The sequence below is a fragment of the Sphingobacterium zeae genome, from assembly GCF_030818895.1.
GTDB classification, from domain to species: Bacteria; Bacteroidota; Bacteroidia; order Sphingobacteriales; family Sphingobacteriaceae; genus Sphingobacterium; species Sphingobacterium zeae.
The window spans coordinates 3,149,103-3,165,924 of record NZ_JAUTBA010000001.1; the positions used below are offsets into that span (position 1 = coordinate 3,149,103).

The following is a 16,822-nucleotide window of genomic DNA, read 5'->3' on the forward strand; positions in this document are numbered from 1 at the left end:
GACAATGTTAGTTGTTCTTTAAATATTGACGCAGCACATATTGTAGAATCCCGTCATTCTTGAAATACTCAATTTCGATCGCTGAATCAAGCCTTGCTTTTACCTGAAATGTGGTGACTTTTCCTGTTTCATGTACAGCCGTTACCTCGAGCAGTTTATGGGGTGTTAAGTCGGTTTCCAGTCCTGTGATAGTATAAACTTCTGTTCCATCTAGTCCTAATTTCTCTGTATTTTCATCATTGATAAAAACCAGTGGTGCTACGCCCATGCCGACCAGATTGCTTCGATGGATACGCTCGAAGCTTTCAGCAATTACGGCCCGGATGCCAAGCAGAAAAGTCCCCTTTGCCGCCCAATCTCTTGAAGAGCCCGAACCGTACTCTTTTCCAGCCAATATAATCAGCGGCGTATTGTCATTACGGTAATCCATAGCAGTTTCATACACGGTTTTTACCTCATTCTTCGGAAAATAGCGACTAAATCCACCTTCGCGATCGACGATTTTGTTTTTGATACGTACATTGGCAAATGTTCCGCGCATCATGACCTCGTGGTTTCCACGTCTGGATCCATAGGAATTAAAATCTTCTTTACTTACCTGATGTGAACTGAGGTATTGTCCCGCTGCCGTGTCTTCTTTAAATGAGCCTGCAGGAGAGATGTGATCCGTTGTTACCGAATCGCCGAGATAAAGAAGCACTCTTGCGTTTTTAATATCCTGTATCGGGTTAGGAACAGCTTGTAAATTTTCGAAAAAAGGTGATTCCTTGATGTAAGTGGAAGTGTTGTCCCATTGGTAATTTTGGTCAAGATTTACTTCAAGTTCTTGCCAATCTGTTGACCCGTCGAAGATCACATCATAAACTTCTTGAAAGTCTGACTGTTTGACACAGGCATTGACGGTTTGCATAATATCTTCCCGAGTGGGCCAAATATCTTTAAGATATACAGGCTCACCGTTGGGGTCGTAATCAATTGGCTCTTCCAATAGATTGATATCAACTCTCCCGACGAGGGCATATGCAACAACTAGCATCGGCGACATCAAAAAATTCATTTTGACCTGCGGATGTACGCGTGCTTCAAAATTTCGATTTCCAGATAATACTGAGGCGACAATCAGTTCACCCTTTTCTACCGCTTCTGCGATTTGGGGCGGGAGGGGGCCTGAGTTTCCAATACAGGAGGTACAACCATAGCCCACGGTGTGAAAACGTAAGGCGTCAATGTCTGCTTGGAGTCCAGATCGTTCTAGGTATTGCGTAACGACCTTTGAGCCTGGTGCTAAGGAAGTTTTTACCCAAGATTTGGTGCGAAGTCCGCGTTCGATCGCGTTTCGAGCCAATAAGCCAGCGCCGATCATGACGGTAGGATTCGAAGTGTTGGTACAGCTTGTGATGGCTGCAATGGCAATACTACCATCACTAACAATATACTCCTTATGATTATGTTTTATGCGAACCGCATGTATAGACTCCTGAATAACTTCATGTGGCGAAGCATGGTCGACAGGTACTTTTCCAAAGGTAAACTCTGTGCCTGAACCGCCATCGGCGAGCCATGCTGATTCAGATCGCTGCAGCACAGGAACATATTGTCGATGGTGTTCGCTGTCTAACAGTGCTGAAAATGTAGCTTTTAAATCTTTTACCAAAATCTTATCTTGAGGACGTTTGGGGCCTGACACGGTAGGCTCTAGACTGGACAAGTCGAACTCTACCACCGACGAATACTGAATATCCTCCTTACCCGTGCGCCAAAGTAGGTTGTCTTTGCAATAATCTTCGACAATTTTAATTTGTTCAGCACTTCGATTGGTACTATGCATGTATTCGAGGGTCCGGTCATCAATTGGGAAATACGTAACCGTACAGCCAAATTCCGGAGACATATTTGATATTGTTGCACGATCTGTTACCGATAGGCTGTCTAATCCCTCTCCAAATACTTCAACAAATTTTCCGACAACGCCTTTTTCGCGTAGCACTTTTGTTATGGAAAGCACCATATCCGTGGCGGTGCACATACATGGTATTTTTCCACTGAGCTTGAGACCGATAACTTCCGGGCAGGTGAAAAAGATGGGTTGTCCCAGCATGGCTGCTTCAGCTTCTATGCCGCCAACTCCCCAGCCTAACACGCCAATACCATTGACCATTGGCGTGTGCGAGTCTGTCCCTACTAATGTGTCTGGAAAAAGCCAATTGTCACGCGCTATAACGCCTTTGGCTAGATATTCCAAATTGACCTGGTGACAGATACCCATACCGGGTGGAACGACAGTAAAATTTTCTAATCCTTTCTGCGCCCATTTTAGAAGTTCATAACGTTCGCGGTTACGTTCATATTCCAGCGCGACATTTTTATCATAAGAATATTCAGTGCCAAAGTAATCTACCTGAACGGAGTGGTCAACCACGAGATCCACTGGTATGGCGGGATTTATCTTCTGTCCATCCTTGCCATGACGGATAAATTCTGCACGCAAAGATGCCATATCGACCACTGCAGGTACTCCTGTAAAATCTTGCATTAAAATCCGGGCCGGTTTGAAGGGAATATCTTTATCTACAGGCTGGGGCGACCAGTTGATCAGTGTATTAACATGATCATTCGTGATACTGAATCCATCGTGGTTACGCAAAACATTCTCCAATAATATACGAATGCTAAAAGGTAAGCGATTGATGCTACCTTCCGGAAGGTCCTTAATGGAACTGTAATGGTAAGATCTTCCGTTAATTTCAATTTCGCGTATTGATTTCTCTTTGCTCATATTCATCTACGTATTTTTATTAGTATATAATACGCATAGGCCCAAATTTGTTTGTAATATCTTTTACACACATCTCTTTACCTAGTTTATGTAAAAAGTTTATTGTTTTTTCGGCACCGCTAGAATCAGACTTTGGATAGATGCTAGGATTATTAAAGATAGCAAGGTAATGGAAGATAATTTATGTTTCATTTAGTATTTTCGGCATTTTCTTGCTAATATTGCATGCTAATTGTATAAGGAGAAATTATCTATGCCCGTCAAACTTCCTAATAACCTTCCTGCTATTGAGCTGCTGAAAAAAGAAAATATATTTGTCATGAGCGATTTAAGAGCAAATGAGCAAGATATTAGACCACTACGTGTTTTAGTACTTAATTTAATGCCTCTTAAAATTACCACTGAAACAGATTTTATCCGTTTGCTGTCCAATAATCCCTTGCAGGTGGAAATGGAGTTTTTACGACTTGAAACACATGTCTCCAAGAACACACCAGAAGAGCACTTGGAAATGTTTTATAAGAGTCTGACTGAGGTAAAGGAAAACTTCTACGATGGAATGATCATTACGGGTGCTCCGGTTGAAATGGTTGCTTTTGAGGAGGTGACCTATTGGAATGAAATCAAGACGATCTTTGATTGGGCGAGAACGCATGTTACCTCCAGCTTGTATATCTGCTGGGCTTCCCAAGCAGCACTATATCATTTTTATGAGGTAGAGAAGAAGCCGTTAAGGGAGAAACTTTTTGGTGTATTTAAGCATACCGCTTTAGATAAAAGACACCCTTTGTTCCGGGGGTTTGATGATGAATTCTATATCCCCCATAGCCGCCACACGACTGTTGAAAAGGATGATCTTTTAACGAAGGATGGTTTGGAAATTCTTTCAGAATCTCCGGAAGCGGGTATTGCTATCGCTTCATCCCGTGGGGGGCGAGAGTTTTATTTGACTGGACACTCGGAATATGCACCTTTTACATTGGACGAAGAATATAAACGAGATTTGGAAAAAGGTCAGCAGATTGCAATGCCGGTCAATTATTATATCGATGATAATCCTGAAAATCGCCCTTTGGTTCGCTGGACAAGCCATGCAAATCTGTTGTTCAATAATTGGTTGAATTACTTCGTTTATCAAGAAACACCTTTTGACCTGAAAGATGTTATCCATTTGGGGGAAATCAAACAGGGATAATCTGAGTTGCTTTTTGAAACTTATTTGTTGCATCGACAATAGCATAACTTTTCTTAAGTTTGTAGATAGCGACAAACAAACTCAATTTTATATGAAGAAAAACATACTCTTAGCAGCCCTGCTAACCTGTGGCTCATTGATAAGCAACGCGCAAAACAATGCAATTAATGTGACTTACATGGATAAAAGCGTGCGCCCTCAAGATGACTTTTACAATTTTGTGAATGGACAATGGATGAAAACAGTCAAGATTCCTTCCGATAAGGCGCGGTGGGGATCATTTGATGAGCTTCGTGAAAATACAGATATTGCTACGTTAAAGGTACTGCAAGAGTCACTTTCAGGCGATTTTCAGAAAGGAACAGACAATCAGAAGATCGCAGATTTGTATAAATCGTTCGTTGATATGAAGACGCGTAACGAACTTGGATTGGAGCCAGTTAAACCATATCTTGATAAAATCGCTGCGATTAAAAATTTCGAAGATTTATATCAGTATCTTGTTGAAGTGGCGCCTATTGGCGGAAATCCTTTTTTCAGTGGTTATGTTTATGCACATCTTAAGAATTCAGCTGTCAATACGGTATATTTAGGTGGGGGAAGTCTTGGGTTGGGAAGATCCTATTATCAGGTAAATGACAAGAAGAATGAAGAGACGTTAAATGATTATTCCACTTATATCTCTTCACTTTATGCCAAATCAGGTCAACTTACAAGGGATCTAAAGGGGCCGAAAATTGTTGCCTTTGAAAAGCAGTTGGCCTCAAATCTTAAAACTGTTGAGCAATCAAGGGATGCCAATGGCCGGTATAATCCCATCGCTGTTGCGGATCTGAAAAAAATCGTGAAGAATATCGATATTGCAAAATACTTAAATGACGTCGGTTTTAAGGCTGACACGGTTATTATACCGGAAATAAAATACTATGAAAATCTTGACAAAGTTTTCAATCTTCAAAATCTACCGGTGATTAAAGAGTTATTGACATTTCATGTGCTAAATAACGCGGCGTCTTACACTACGCAAGAATTAAACGATCTGTCTTTTGATTTTTGGGGGCGTAAGTTAAAAGGACAAAAAGAACAACGTGCGCTAGACAAGCGCGGCGTAGAGTTTGTTAACTCCATCGCGGGAGAGCTATTGGGTAAATTATATGTGAAAGAAAGCTTTCCTCCAAAGGCTAAAGCCGAGGCTGAGGAGCTTGTAAGCTATCTGATTAAAGCATTCGGCCAGCATATCAAGGACCTGACCTGGATGTCTGACGACACAAAAGTAAAGGCTTTGGAAAAACTGGCTAAGTTTAAAGTTAAAATTGGTTACCCAGATAAGTGGAAAGATTATAGCAAACTTGAAGTGGGCATGTCGTTGTATGCAAACGTATTGGCATCAAGCAAATGGGCATTTTATCAAAATTTGGCCAAACAAGATAAGCCAGTGGACAAGTCTGAATGGGGGATGACCCCGCAAACTGTAAACGCTTATTATAGTCCATTGTTTAACGAAATTGTCTTTCCCGCGGCTATTCTTCAACCTCCGTTCTATGATTACAAGGCCGATGCAGCTGTTAATTTCGGTGGTATTGGTGCGGTAATTGGTCACGAACTTTCACACGGCTTTGACGATCAGGGTGCTAAATATGATGGGAATGGAAATCTGAACAACTGGTGGAGCGATAGTGATAAGGCAAAATTTGAAGCCGCTGCAGATGCATTGGTCCGTCAATTTGAATCTTATGAGCCTGTCCCAGGAGTTTTTGTAAACGGTCGTTTCACATTGGGCGAGAACATCGGTGATTTGGGCGGCTCATCTGTCGCTTTTGATGCCTTGCAGCTTTATTTGAAAGATAAGGGCAATCCTGGATTGATAGATGGGTTTACACAAGATCAACGCTTCTTCCTTTCTTGGGCAACTATTTGGAGGACCAAAACAACGGATGAGTTTGTGGTCAATCAAGTGAAGACCGATCCCCATTCTCCAGCGCAGTATCGTGCTTTTGCGCCGATTATTAACCTGGACGCTTTTCACAAAGCTTGGAATACCAAGGAGGGAGACAAAATGTTTGTTCCTGTGAATAAGCGGATTAAAATTTGGTAGTTTGTTCATGAGATCAATTAAAAAAGGGCGTATTGCAAAATGGAATACGCCCTTTTTCTTGACTTATTTTAAGTTATTTCATCCATTTCAAAACCAAATAGAACCCAATGGCTGTAATGGATAAACTCAATGCAATGGCCCACCATAGCGTTGTGAAACCAAAGGAATCGACAATACTTGTGCCCAAGATTGGCGAAAAAATATTTGCAGCTGAAAAGGCTAGCGAGTTGAAGCCCATGTAGGCTCCTTGCGTTTTTGGGGAAGACCTATTAACAGAAACGGTTGCCATAAAAGGCAATGTGAGCATTTCTCCCAATCCAAAAATAAAGAATGTGAAATATAACCAAGCAAGTCCGCCAGTAAAATTTAGCATGGCATATGAAATGGCACATAGAAATGTTCCAAAGACGAGTGTGCTAATTAATGAAAATCTCTTCTCGGCAATATGAACAATAAACATTTCTAACAACACGATGACGAAGCCGCTCCATCCAAGCAGAAATCCAATTTGGTGATCATTCAAATGGTGAACTTCTCGGTAGAATATCGGTAAGGTAGTGATCAGCTGAAAAAAACAAAAAGAGAAGATACAACAAAAGATATTGAATAGGACAAATGGCACGTCGGTATAAGGATTTTGCCCTTTTTTAGACATTTCATTATCAGGTGTAATATCTTTTTTTGATCTGATATCGCTTCTTTTTTGTCTTTTATGAAAAAAGACAAAGAAAATTATTGCTGCACAGAGAACGGCAAGGGAATTTCCATAAAATATCCAATTGAAAGAGATGGCTGCCAAAAAACCTGCCACCGCTGGACCGATTGAGAAGCCCAGATTTATAGCCAAACGATTCAATGAAAAGGCGCGGGTGATATTTTCAGGTTTAGCGTAACTTGCTACTGATACGGAGTTTGCAGGTCTAAAAGCATCAAAAATCAAGCTTAACGTAAAAATCATTATGGATAGCGACTGTACCTCTTTAAAGTATGGTATCAGTAGGAATAAAGGAGCGGCCAACACAAGACTTCCAAACTGAACCTTGAAACTACCAATCCGATCGGTCAGCCAGCCGCCTATATAAGATCCACAGACGGAGCCAACGCCATAACACATCAAAACAATTCCGACTTGTTTTATATCGAAGTGCAAAACTCTGGTCATGTAAAGGCCTAGAAATGGAATCACCATGCTTCCCATTCTATTGATCAGCATGACGATAGCAAGCAGCCATGCAGCTTGTGAGAGTCCTCTAAAGGAGTCTAGGTATATTGATAAAATTCTTTTCATTAAAGGGTAAATCAGCTTATATAAACCTCGTGTTTTAAGTCTATAAGTCTTCTTGTTGTCTTGAAAAAAAATGCCAAATTGATTAGTCAATTTGGCATTTATGAATAGTGAATCAAATTATGCCAACATGGACGCTGGAATTGTAGGATCGACTTGATAGGTGCTCGCCACCATTTGTTTCTTTTTGGAACCCGGCTCCATAATGAAATCAATCCTCCCCAGATTAATCCCTGCAAAACCGACTTGATTCACAACGGTCTTCGTACCTTTTAAATTGGTAACTAATGTGGGTTCATTTAAAAATGTATGCGTATGCCCGCCTATAATTAAGTCGATATCTGATGTTTTGGCGGCAAGCACCAAATCCGACACTTTATCGTTTTCATATTGGTAACCTAAATGCGACAGACAGATGATGAGATCGCATTTATGTTTTTCCTTGAGTATCTTTACCACCTTTTTGGATACCTCAATTGGATCCAGATATTTCATTCCCTTAAAGTTATTGGGATCTACCAATCCCTCGATATCTACACCGAGCCCGAATACACCGATTTTTATACCACCCTTATGAAATATGGTGTAATCGTTGGTTTTTCCTTCCAATACTGTTCCTTTAAAGTCGTAATTGGCCGTTAAAAACGGAAATTTAGCATGGTCCAGGTATTTCACAAGTCCGTCCAGTCCATTGTCAAATTCGTGATTTCCAAATGTCCCAGCGTCATACCCCAATTTCGTCATGAGATCCAGCTCCAGCTTCCCTCCAAATAGATTAAAATAGGGAGTACCTTGAAACATATCGCCCGCATCTAATAATAGGAGGTGTTCTTCTTCTTTGCGAATTTTATTGATAAGCGTGCTCCGGCGTGCCACACCACCCAATCCTTGATATTTGCCACCATCCATAGGAAAAGGTTCAATTCGGCTATGCACATCGTTGGTATGTAAGATTGTAAGTTTTACTTTTTTGCTCTTAGCGTTAGCTTGAAAAGGAAGTGACCCCAATGCAACTGCAGCAGAAAATCCACCAACTTGCTTGATAAATGATCTTCGGTTAATTGATTTTAATTCTTCCATCTAATTCTGCATTTACTTTTTTGCCTTCTTTCGTTAATTCACTCACGTATTCAATCAGTCCTTCACGCATCCGCTGCGGATAATTTGCCCGCGATACAGATTGTGTCAACAGCGTCAGGTTGTCGCCACCATTAGCGAGATAATCATAGGTTACCAATTTATACAACTTATTGTCTTCAATTGCTAGACCTTTGATTTTAATGTCCTGGGCTTTGTTGCCTGTAATGGTCAACGTCATCCCAGCGATGGGTTGACCATGTGTTGAGGCGATATAGTCTGCAAGTTGACGAATTTGAGTTCCCTTGAGTTCGAGAACTGTTAAAGTGTTTTCGAAAGGCATCACCTCGAAGATATGTCCAACGGTAATATCGCCTGCTTTCAGATCATTTCGGATTCCACCCTTAGTAGCAAATGCTATATCCGCAGGGTTATGGGCATTGTGTTCACTCATCCACAACAAGGCTTCACAAAAAAAATTGCCCATTAATGTTTCTGCCGTCTTCTCTTTTGTCAACGCTTTGTCTGCATGTCCTATAACTCGATTCATCTCCACTTCCATTTTATGTTTGAAAGGCTCGTAGATTGATACGACTGTAGGATCAGCTTGCATATCGCTATTGATATGATATTGTTGGAAATCTTTCTGCGTTGGATGGAGCTGCTTGCTACAACTGGCAACCATCAAAAGCGAACCGAATCCAAGGCTACCAATAAAGGCAATTTGCTTTGATATCTTCATTCTTTTTTCGTTTAACCAAATATTGGGCAAAGTTAGCCAATTATATATGAACAAATCTTATCCAATGTTAGCTAATTTTTAAAAACAACAAAAGCTTAACATCGTATGTTAAGCTTTGTCCATATAATTAGAAAAATAACAACCTAGTGTACTAATTCCGACTCGGCGATAGGGTTGGTATCCAACTTACTCTCTGGTTGGAGAACTTTTCTACTTTTGCTACGCGCGGACAGTTTGGCTCGATACGCTTTCCAGTTCATTAATAGGACTGAAAATAAGATCACAGCTAGTCCGAAAATCTGCAATGAGGTCACTACATGCGAAGTGAAAAAATGACTTAAAATAAGTGCAATGATTGGATTCACATAGGCATACGTACTAACTTCCATTGCGGGGCGAACCTGTAGTAACCAAATATAGGAGCTAAAGGCGAGGATTGAGCCAAAAGTGATTAGGTAGCCCAAATTGAACCAGTCCACCGGTGCCACGCTACTTAGCGAAAATGTTGTATACTCACCGGTGAAAAGGGCGGTGATATTAAAGAGTATACCTGCAGTAACCATTTGCCAAGCGGTCTTCACCATGACATGTAAATCCTCTTCCTCTTGTTTCTCAGATTTTTTGAAATATTTGGAAATTAGAGACCCTACGGTCCAAGCGATAGAACCCAATACTAAAATAGATAGGGCGATCACCTTAAGTGTTCCATCGGTATTATCATTGGTTGACATAATCTGTTCAGCGAATAACATCACCACTCCACAGAAGCCTAACGCGACACCTAAAACCGTGCTAACACTGCTGAAATTTTCTTTCCATTTGGGTTTATCCAATAAAATAAACCAGATCGCTGCTGCTGCAGCAATAATGGCGGCAACACCACCTGAAACATATTGTTCGGCCCAGATAACCCCAGCCATATCGACAAAAAGCAATAGAAATCCTACGATCGCTGCTTCCTGAACGGATCGCTTATTAAACAATTTATAACCTTTCATTGCGCAATATGCCATTAGAATTACGCTGGCTGTAACAAATCGAAACGAACCTAATATAAATGGTGGAAAACTATGTAGTGCCTTTTCTATAAAGAAAAAGGTCGATCCCCATACAACATAAATAATGATATAGGCGACAACAACCATCAACGGGTTAGCGGCCTTTTTTTGTCCTTGCAACATGATTAAACTTCCTTTCTATTACTCAGGTATTACGACCTGCTGATCTTCCTTAACCGTTTGAAGTACAATTGTAGTACGGGTGGAGATGATCCCTTCCACTTTACTTAAAGTATTTCGCATCAGATCAACTAATCCGGTCGAATCTGCAGTTCTTACTTTAATCAGGTAACCATCATCACCTGCAATGTCATGTACTTCCTGTACTTCAGGAATTTCGGCAAGTGCCAATCCAACTGTTTGTTCACCAATGATATCATTGGCTTTTATGAAAATAAATGATAAAAGTTTTTGATCGACCGCTGCAGGATTGATCTTGGCACTGTATTTTAAAATTACCTCTTTTTGCTCGAGCTTTTTTACCCGTTCTAGAATCGCAGAAGGTGCCATTCCCAGCTCTCTGGCGATATCCGCGTTGTTGATACGTCCATTATCCTGCATTAAACGCAAGATTCTATAGTCGACCTGATCTAAATTATATTCTACTTTTGTCATTTCGACTGCAAAGGTACGTATTTAAGTATAAAATTCAAAATATTATAACGAATAATGAATATAATTCTGTTAGATTGTTGGTGTTGGTGAATATTGTTCGTGTATGATAGTGCTTTGATTTGATCGGATATGCTAATGGGTTGAAAATAAATATATTGCCTTTTAGTAAGCAGCGTTTGTGATTAAAAAATGTATCTTTTTCTTAATTTCAAAATAATATTTCTTGTAGAAAGTATGACGCCCAGTCCGATCAAACAGCCTAAACAAACACAACCAAAGCGATCTAAGGCAGCGAAGTAGGAGCGGCTTTCCTGTTCATGCAGATAGACTATAATTAGCGCAACCATCGATGTCCTCGCTACAGCTATAATGTTGAGTAGTTTACAAGTAATCAACGAGGCCAGGATACCGATTACCATTGCGTAAAGTTGCTGGATCGGAACAAAATATAAGCTCAGTCCAATGGCGGATCCTATGAAATTGGATTTGGCCCGATCGATCGCTATTTTTTTTGACTCATTCTCTTGTGGAGAAATCACCAGTATAATCGAGATAAGGGTCCAAGAAACAGAATATTGGGGAAAGGATACAAATAAAGGATAACCGATAAGGAAGCCAATTAGTACGCGAATCGTATATATAATAAAATCTGAATGGAGCGTATAGCGAAGGAATAGATTACGCATATAAGAAATCAATCGTTAATTTAAATGATGTAGTGCTACAAAAATACAAGCATTGTTTGAAGGAACGAAATAAAATCATCATTTATGGCAAATGTTCCTGTTTGCGTTTTTGTGCGTTTTTTGCTTTTGATTTGGTTATTTCTTGCATTCTTCTCTTTTACCAATGCATAAATTTAACTAGATTTGTTTTATACTTTAAATGCAGATTAAGTGAAAGATCAGAATCAATTAGCCTTATTAGCTTCACAACTCAAAGGGGAGCTCTATTATACCCATGAAACTAAGGACCAAACGATGTTGCTAGCCTATTCGACCGATGCGTCTGTCTATCAGGAAAAACCGTTGGCCGTAGCGATACCCGCAGATATTGATGATATTAAAAAATTAATTGATTTTGCGCGCCAGAATAAGGTCACTATCATACCACGTACTGCTGGCACTTCCTTGGCAGGCCAGGTAGTCGGCCATGGTATTATTATGGATATTTCCCGTTATTTTAACCATATTATTGAGCTTAATGTTGAAGAGCAGTGGGTTCGAGTTCAACCGGGGGTGATTCGCGATGACTTAAACAACTATCTTAAGCCTTTTGGGCTGATGTTTGGTCCTGAAACTTCAACGGCGAGCCGTGCTATGGTAGGTGGAATGATTGGTAATAACTCTTCGGGTCTGCATTCTATTGTTTGGGGCGATACAAGGCACAATTTGATTTCAGCCAATGTACTGCTGGACGACTGTTCTGAAGTAACCTTTGAAGCAGTTGATGAAGCAGCCTATTTTAAGAAATTATTATTAGCCGGCCGTGAGGGGGATATCTATCGTAATATGAATGAATTATTGACAGATCCACAGCATTTAAGCGCAATTGAAACCGGCTATCCGAAGCGATCGATCACAAGAAGAAATACAGGTTACGCGCTGGATATTTTAAGTGATCGTTCGGCTCCTTTTAATATGTGTAATTTATTGGCCGGTTCTGAAGGTACGCTGGCTGTCGTTACAGAAGCTAAACTTAAATTAATGCCCTTGCCTCCTCCTGAATTAGGTTTGCTCTGTGTTCATTTTGCCGACATGGTAGAATGTATGCATGGTAATGTTGTGGCTTTAGCGCACAAGCCGGAAGCTTCCGAATTAGTGGATAAATACATCATGGATTTTACAGTTGGGCATCCAACGTACAAGTATAATCGCTTTTTTATAGAAGGCGATCCGCAAGCGCTATTGATTGTGGAGTTTAGGGGGCATACAGCGGCCGAAACAGCAGCGAAAGCGATGGCATTGAAAGCCGATCTCGTTGCGCGTGGCCTTGGTTATGCTTATCCCTATATTACGGGTATGGAACAGACGAATTTAGTTTGGGATGTGCGCAAAGCGGGACTCGGTTTAATCCGTAATTTGCCTGGGGACAGTCAGCCCGTAAATTTGATTGAAGATTGTGCTGTTTCGCCTGAGGACCTACCTGCTTATGTGAGCGATATTCAAAAGCTTTTGATGGAAGAGGGCGTGCATGCATCATATTACGCGCACGCGGGAGCGGGAGAGCTGCATATTGAACCGTTCGTGAATTTAAAAACAGCAGCAGGGAAGCGTACTTTTCGTTCAATCCTCGAAAAAACCAGCGATCTTGTATTAAAATATAACGGTTCACTGAGTGGTGAGCATGGTGATGGTCGTTTGCGCGGAGAGTTTATTGGCAAAGTGCTTGGCGAAAAAGTTTACAAATTGCTTGAAGATGTAAAATATATCTTTGATCCACAGGGCGTTTTTAATGCTAATAAGATTGTCAACACGCCGCCAATGGATGCTCATTTACGTTATGACAACGATAGTAACCGAACAGAAATAAAGACCTATTTCGATTTTTTTAAAGATGAGTCTATTCTTCGGTTGGCAGAGAAGTGTTCTGGTTCGGGAGATTGCCGAAAGACTGAAATTACTGGTGGAACAATGTGTCCTTCGTTTATGGCTACGCGTGATGAAAAAGATACAACACGCGCACGGGCGAATATGTTAAGACAGTTTTTGACAAATTCCACCAAGAAAAACCGTTTCGATCATGAAGAGATTAAGGAGGTCATGGATCTGTGTCTAAGCTGCAAAGGCTGTAAAACGGAATGTCCCTCGAGTGTAGATGTGGCCAAAATGAAAGCCGAATTTTTACAGCACTATTATGATGAGCATGGCGCAGGGTTTAGAACAAAACTAATTGCTAATTTCACGCAGTCTCAGAAGTTGGGGTCGTGGGTCGCACCCCTTTATAATTTTGTTGTAAAAAATGATTTTCTGTCTGGCTTGGTCAAGAAAACTGTCGGGTTTGCACCGAGACGTTCGCTGCCTACAGTAAATGGAACAACCTTGAGCCAGTGGGTAAAAACACAAGGTCCTATCAGGGATGCCAAGCGTAAGGTCTATCTTTTCTCGGATGAGTTTACCGAATATAATGATGCAGAAATCGGTATTATAGCGTATAAATTGCTGAGTGCCTTGGGCTATGAAGTGATTATTCCAAAACATGTGCAAAGTGGACGGACATACCTTTCTAAAGGTTTTGTGAAAGAAGCAAAGAAAATTGCTAATAAAAATATACATTTTTTAAAGGGATTAATCACCGACGAAACCCCGCTTTTAGGGGTTGAACCATCAGGTATCATTACGTTTAGAGATGAATATTTAAGCCTGGTGGATGACGATATTCGTATTGAGGCGCAAAACATCGCTAAAAATGCATTGATGATCGATGAATTTTTACTGACAGAGATGAAAGCAGGACGTATTCGTCCAGAACAGTTTACAACGGCAGCAAGAAAAATCAAGCTTCATGGTCACTGTTACCAAAAGGCTTTCCATCTGGTTACTGTTACGGAACAGGTATTATCATTTCCGACGAATTTTAGCGTAGAGACAATTCCTTCTGGCTGCTGTGGTATGGCGGGTTCATTTGGTTATGAGGCCGAGCATTACGACGTTTCAATGAAAGTGGCCGAGCTGGTTTTGTTACCAGCTGTACGGAAAACGGAAGCCGATACTTTGATTGCCGCAGCAGGTACCTCTTGTAGACATCAAATCAAAGATGGGGTCGGAAGAAAATCTTATCATCCTGTGGAAATTTTATATGATGCTTTATTGAAATAAAATAAAAACATTGCTAATAGTTGTTTGTTATCTGTAATAATGGTAATATTATAAGAGCAATAATCATTGATAACTGATAACAAACAATTCATTATGTACAAGATTAAATCTATAGCATTTCTTGCAACCGCTACGATGCTGATGGCTGGTTGCGGAAACTCCAATCAGAAGAAAACTGATGGAAGCGATACCACAGCAACGAACAAAATTGATGGCGTGAAAATTGAGCAGTTTACAAATGGTGCTCCGGGAGCTGAGAAAAAGAATTTTTTCTTACGTATTACTGATGAAATTAAAACGGATTCAAGCCGTATTTATATCACGCAATCTCTTTACAAGCAAGATACGGTGGGAGCGAAGTTTGAGGTTGTAGATTTTATACCCGCAGGTATAATAGATGGCCAGCCAAGTGATGACGTTGGTTTTACCAAAGGTAAAATCAGAATCTCGTCGTCAGGTCAACAGTCTGATAATTTAATTAAAGCTTTAGGTGAATTATTTCAGACACCAACGACTGATTCTTTTACAAAGGATGTGATTCTTCCGAACGTATTTTCATCCAATAAAGTGAATGCGGACCTATCTAAAAAAACGGCCTATAGCTTTAAATTATTCTTTGATAATAAGAAAGCTGAACCGGCTGAGCTCTTCTTTAACGTTGATACGTACAAACATTCTATTGAGTTTTCGGAGAAGGATCCTTCGTTCCGCGTTGGATTATTGTCGGCGCTAACGGGTAAGTAGTGGAAATGTTATATACTGTGCGGTAACGATGAGCAGAAAGCGATAGTTGTCGCCAACGTATCATTATTCATACAATAAAAAGGCTAGATAAATTCTAGCCTTTTTCGCTTTTTAAAAATAAAAGAAATAAATTTGTGCTAATAAATTTAGTTTAATATGAGGAAATCCGGTACTGCAGACCTTCCATTGCATTTTGGTAAAGTACCTGCGTGGCTTTACGAGCGTATGGCTTCTCTAGGGCGTTCAATCGTTGAAGTTATGCTCATGGATTATGGAAGGGATGAGGTTTTAAGGAGGCTTGCTGATCCATTTTGGTTTCAAAGCTTTGGAGCTGTTCTTGGCATGGACTGGCATTCCTCGGGGATTACAACGGCTGTTATGGGTGCATTAAAACGCGCTATTAATCCTGACGCCAAGTCATTGGGACTCTACATCTGCGGTGGAAAAGGCAAGTTGTCCATGCAAACCCCACAAGAACTGCTTCAGGTTTCTGATCGTATTGGATTAAATGGTAGCGACTTGATTCGCAGTAGCAAGCTTGTTGCGAAGGTGGATAACACAGCCGTTCAAGACGGTTACCAATTGTATTTACATAATTTTATCGTGGCAGATAATGGCAATTGGTCAGTCGTGCAGCAAGGTATGCATGAAAAAGATGGGACTGCCCGTCGTTACCATTGGCATTCTGAAAAGATTAAATCGTTTGTAGAGGAACCGCATGCGGGTATCACCGGTCCTTCACAGGGTATGATCTTCAATTTAACGGCTACTGAAGCGGCGGCAAACAGAGCGGGTATTATGACGTTGGTGGGAGAGGATTCGTTTAAAGTTATACAAGAATTCGCTAAATTGGCCATGCCATCTCATCACGATGTACGTGCCTCGGATGTCAATCTAAAAAGGTTGGGCGCTATGTTATACGTTGCTCGGGAAAGTCCACTTATTGATTTTGAAGATCTACTTCTTTTAAAGGGAATTGGCCCCCGTACGTTGCAATCATTGGCCTTAGTCAGCGAAGTAATTCATGGTGCACCATCCCGATTTAAAGATCCGGCTCGATTTTCTTTTGCTCATGGGGGAAAGGATGGTCACCCGTTTCCGGTTCCATTAACTATTTACGATGAAAGTATTCAGATTTTGAAAAAAGGCATTGAAAAATCTAAATTGGGTCATAGTGACAAATTAAAGTCCGTCCAGAAATTACATCAGTTGGTGTTGGATAGTGAACGAAATTTTGAGCCACAGTTTGATATTCAGCAAATTATTGCAGAGGAAAAGCGAGATTCCTGGAAATACGGTGGACGGACAGTTTACGGGGATGCAGCACCTCAAAGAAAGAATGCACATGGATTGCAACTCAGTCTTTTCTAGGAGGATCTTTCAATTGTAATTGTTTTGTTAAAATTTGTTAAAGATC

General features: G+C 40.6%; 12 protein-coding genes. 5 read left to right on the forward strand and 7 right to left on the reverse strand.

The window, feature by feature from the left end; genetic code table 11:
* Nucleotides 1–7: 7 nt before the first annotated feature.
* Complete coding sequence (gene acnA / locus QE382_RS13195; protein WP_307186300.1) at nucleotides 8–2,782, reverse strand: aconitate hydratase AcnA; 2,775 nt, start codon at nucleotides 2,780–2,782, stop codon at nucleotides 8–10.
* A 247-nt stretch (nucleotides 2,783–3,029) separates the two neighbouring features.
* Between acnA and metA the strand changes: the two genes are divergently transcribed.
* Complete coding sequence (gene metA / locus QE382_RS13200; RefSeq protein WP_294188017.1) at nucleotides 3,030–3,971, forward strand: homoserine O-acetyltransferase MetA; 942 nt, start codon at nucleotides 3,030–3,032, stop codon at nucleotides 3,969–3,971.
* A 91-nt stretch (nucleotides 3,972–4,062) separates the two neighbouring features.
* A complete protein-coding gene (locus tag QE382_RS13205; RefSeq protein WP_307186301.1) occupies nucleotides 4,063–6,066 on the forward strand; it encodes a M13 family metallopeptidase in 2,004 nt (667 codons plus the stop codon).
* A gap of 73 nt (nucleotides 6,067–6,139) precedes the next feature.
* On the opposite strand, the gene QE382_RS13210 is transcribed toward QE382_RS13205, so the two are convergent.
* The 6 genes from QE382_RS13210 to QE382_RS13235 form a co-directional block, all read right to left on the reverse strand.
* Nucleotides 6,140–7,354, reverse strand: coding sequence for an MFS transporter (locus QE382_RS13210; protein ID WP_307186302.1), 1,215 nt, complete (start codon nucleotides 7,352–7,354; stop codon nucleotides 6,140–6,142).
* Nucleotides 7,355–7,471: 117 nt separating this feature from the next.
* Complete coding sequence (locus QE382_RS13215) at nucleotides 7,472–8,431, reverse strand: bifunctional metallophosphatase/5'-nucleotidase (RefSeq protein WP_307186303.1); 960 nt, start codon at nucleotides 8,429–8,431, stop codon at nucleotides 7,472–7,474.
* Entirely contained in the window at nucleotides 8,409–9,170 is a 762-nt protein-coding gene (locus QE382_RS13220) for a 5'-nucleotidase C-terminal domain-containing protein (RefSeq protein WP_307186304.1), read from the reverse strand. The genes QE382_RS13215 and QE382_RS13220 overlap by 23 nt, the downstream gene beginning before the upstream one ends.
* Nucleotides 9,171–9,313: 143 nt before the next feature.
* Entirely contained in the window at nucleotides 9,314–10,351 is a 1,038-nt protein-coding gene (locus QE382_RS13225) for an EamA family transporter (protein ID WP_307186305.1), read from the reverse strand.
* Between the two features lie 18 nt (nucleotides 10,352–10,369).
* Nucleotides 10,370–10,843 carry an Lrp/AsnC family transcriptional regulator gene (locus QE382_RS13230; RefSeq protein ID WP_209579461.1) on the reverse strand — a complete coding sequence of 158 codons (474 nt, stop codon included), beginning with the start codon at nucleotides 10,841–10,843 and terminating at the stop codon, nucleotides 10,370–10,372.
* Between the two features lie 182 nt (nucleotides 10,844–11,025).
* Complete coding sequence (locus QE382_RS13235) at nucleotides 11,026–11,529, reverse strand: FUSC family protein (RefSeq protein ID WP_307186306.1); 504 nt, start codon at nucleotides 11,527–11,529, stop codon at nucleotides 11,026–11,028.
* Nucleotides 11,530–11,739: 210 nt separating this feature from the next.
* Here QE382_RS13235 and QE382_RS13240 point away from each other — a divergent pair, with 210 nt between their 5' ends.
* The 3 genes from QE382_RS13240 to QE382_RS13250 all read left to right on the forward strand — a co-directional run bounded on the left by QE382_RS13240 (nucleotide 11,740) and on the right by QE382_RS13250 (nucleotide 16,776).
* Nucleotides 11,740–14,661, forward strand: coding sequence for an FAD-binding and (Fe-S)-binding domain-containing protein (locus QE382_RS13240; RefSeq protein ID WP_307186307.1), 2,922 nt, complete (start codon nucleotides 11,740–11,742; stop codon nucleotides 14,659–14,661).
* Nucleotides 14,662–14,754: 93 nt separating this feature from the next.
* On the forward strand, nucleotides 14,755–15,405 hold the full coding sequence (locus QE382_RS13245; protein ID WP_307186308.1) for a hypothetical protein: 651 nt from the start codon (nucleotides 14,755–14,757) through the stop codon (nucleotides 15,403–15,405).
* A 156-nt stretch (nucleotides 15,406–15,561) separates the two neighbouring features.
* Nucleotides 15,562–16,776 carry a DUF763 domain-containing protein gene (locus QE382_RS13250; protein ID WP_307186309.1) on the forward strand — a complete coding sequence of 405 codons (1,215 nt, stop codon included), beginning with the start codon at nucleotides 15,562–15,564 and terminating at the stop codon, nucleotides 16,774–16,776.
* The last annotated feature ends 46 nt before the right edge of the window (nucleotides 16,777–16,822 follow it).

Excerpts from the sequence above, each read along its gene's own strand:
- acnA (WP_307186300.1), bottom strand. The coding sequence starts at position 2,782 with ATGAATATGAGCAAAGAGAAATCAATACGCGAAATTGAAATTAACGGA.
- QE382_RS13250 (WP_307186309.1), top strand. The coding sequence starts at position 15,562 with ATGAGGAAATCCGGTACTGCAGACCTTCCATTGCATTTTGGTAAAGTA.
- QE382_RS13245 (WP_307186308.1), top strand. The coding sequence starts at position 14,755 with ATGTACAAGATTAAATCTATAGCATTTCTTGCAACCGCTACGATGCTG.
- QE382_RS13210 (WP_307186302.1), bottom strand. The coding sequence starts at position 7,354 with ATGAAAAGAATTTTATCAATATACCTAGACTCCTTTAGAGGACTCTCA.
- metA (WP_294188017.1), top strand. The coding sequence starts at position 3,030 with ATGCCCGTCAAACTTCCTAATAACCTTCCTGCTATTGAGCTGCTGAAA.
- QE382_RS13215 (WP_307186303.1), bottom strand. The coding sequence starts at position 8,431 with ATGGAAGAATTAAAATCAATTAACCGAAGATCATTTATCAAGCAAGTT.
- QE382_RS13225 (WP_307186305.1), bottom strand. The coding sequence starts at position 10,351 with ATGTTGCAAGGACAAAAAAAGGCCGCTAACCCGTTGATGGTTGTTGTC.
- QE382_RS13205 (WP_307186301.1), top strand. The coding sequence starts at position 4,063 with ATGAAGAAAAACATACTCTTAGCAGCCCTGCTAACCTGTGGCTCATTG.
- QE382_RS13220 (WP_307186304.1), bottom strand. The coding sequence starts at position 9,170 with ATGAAGATATCAAAGCAAATTGCCTTTATTGGTAGCCTTGGATTCGGT.
- QE382_RS13230 (WP_209579461.1), bottom strand. The coding sequence starts at position 10,843 with ATGACAAAAGTAGAATATAATTTAGATCAGGTCGACTATAGAATCTTG.
- QE382_RS13235 (WP_307186306.1), bottom strand. The coding sequence starts at position 11,529 with ATGCGTAATCTATTCCTTCGCTATACGCTCCATTCAGATTTTATTATA.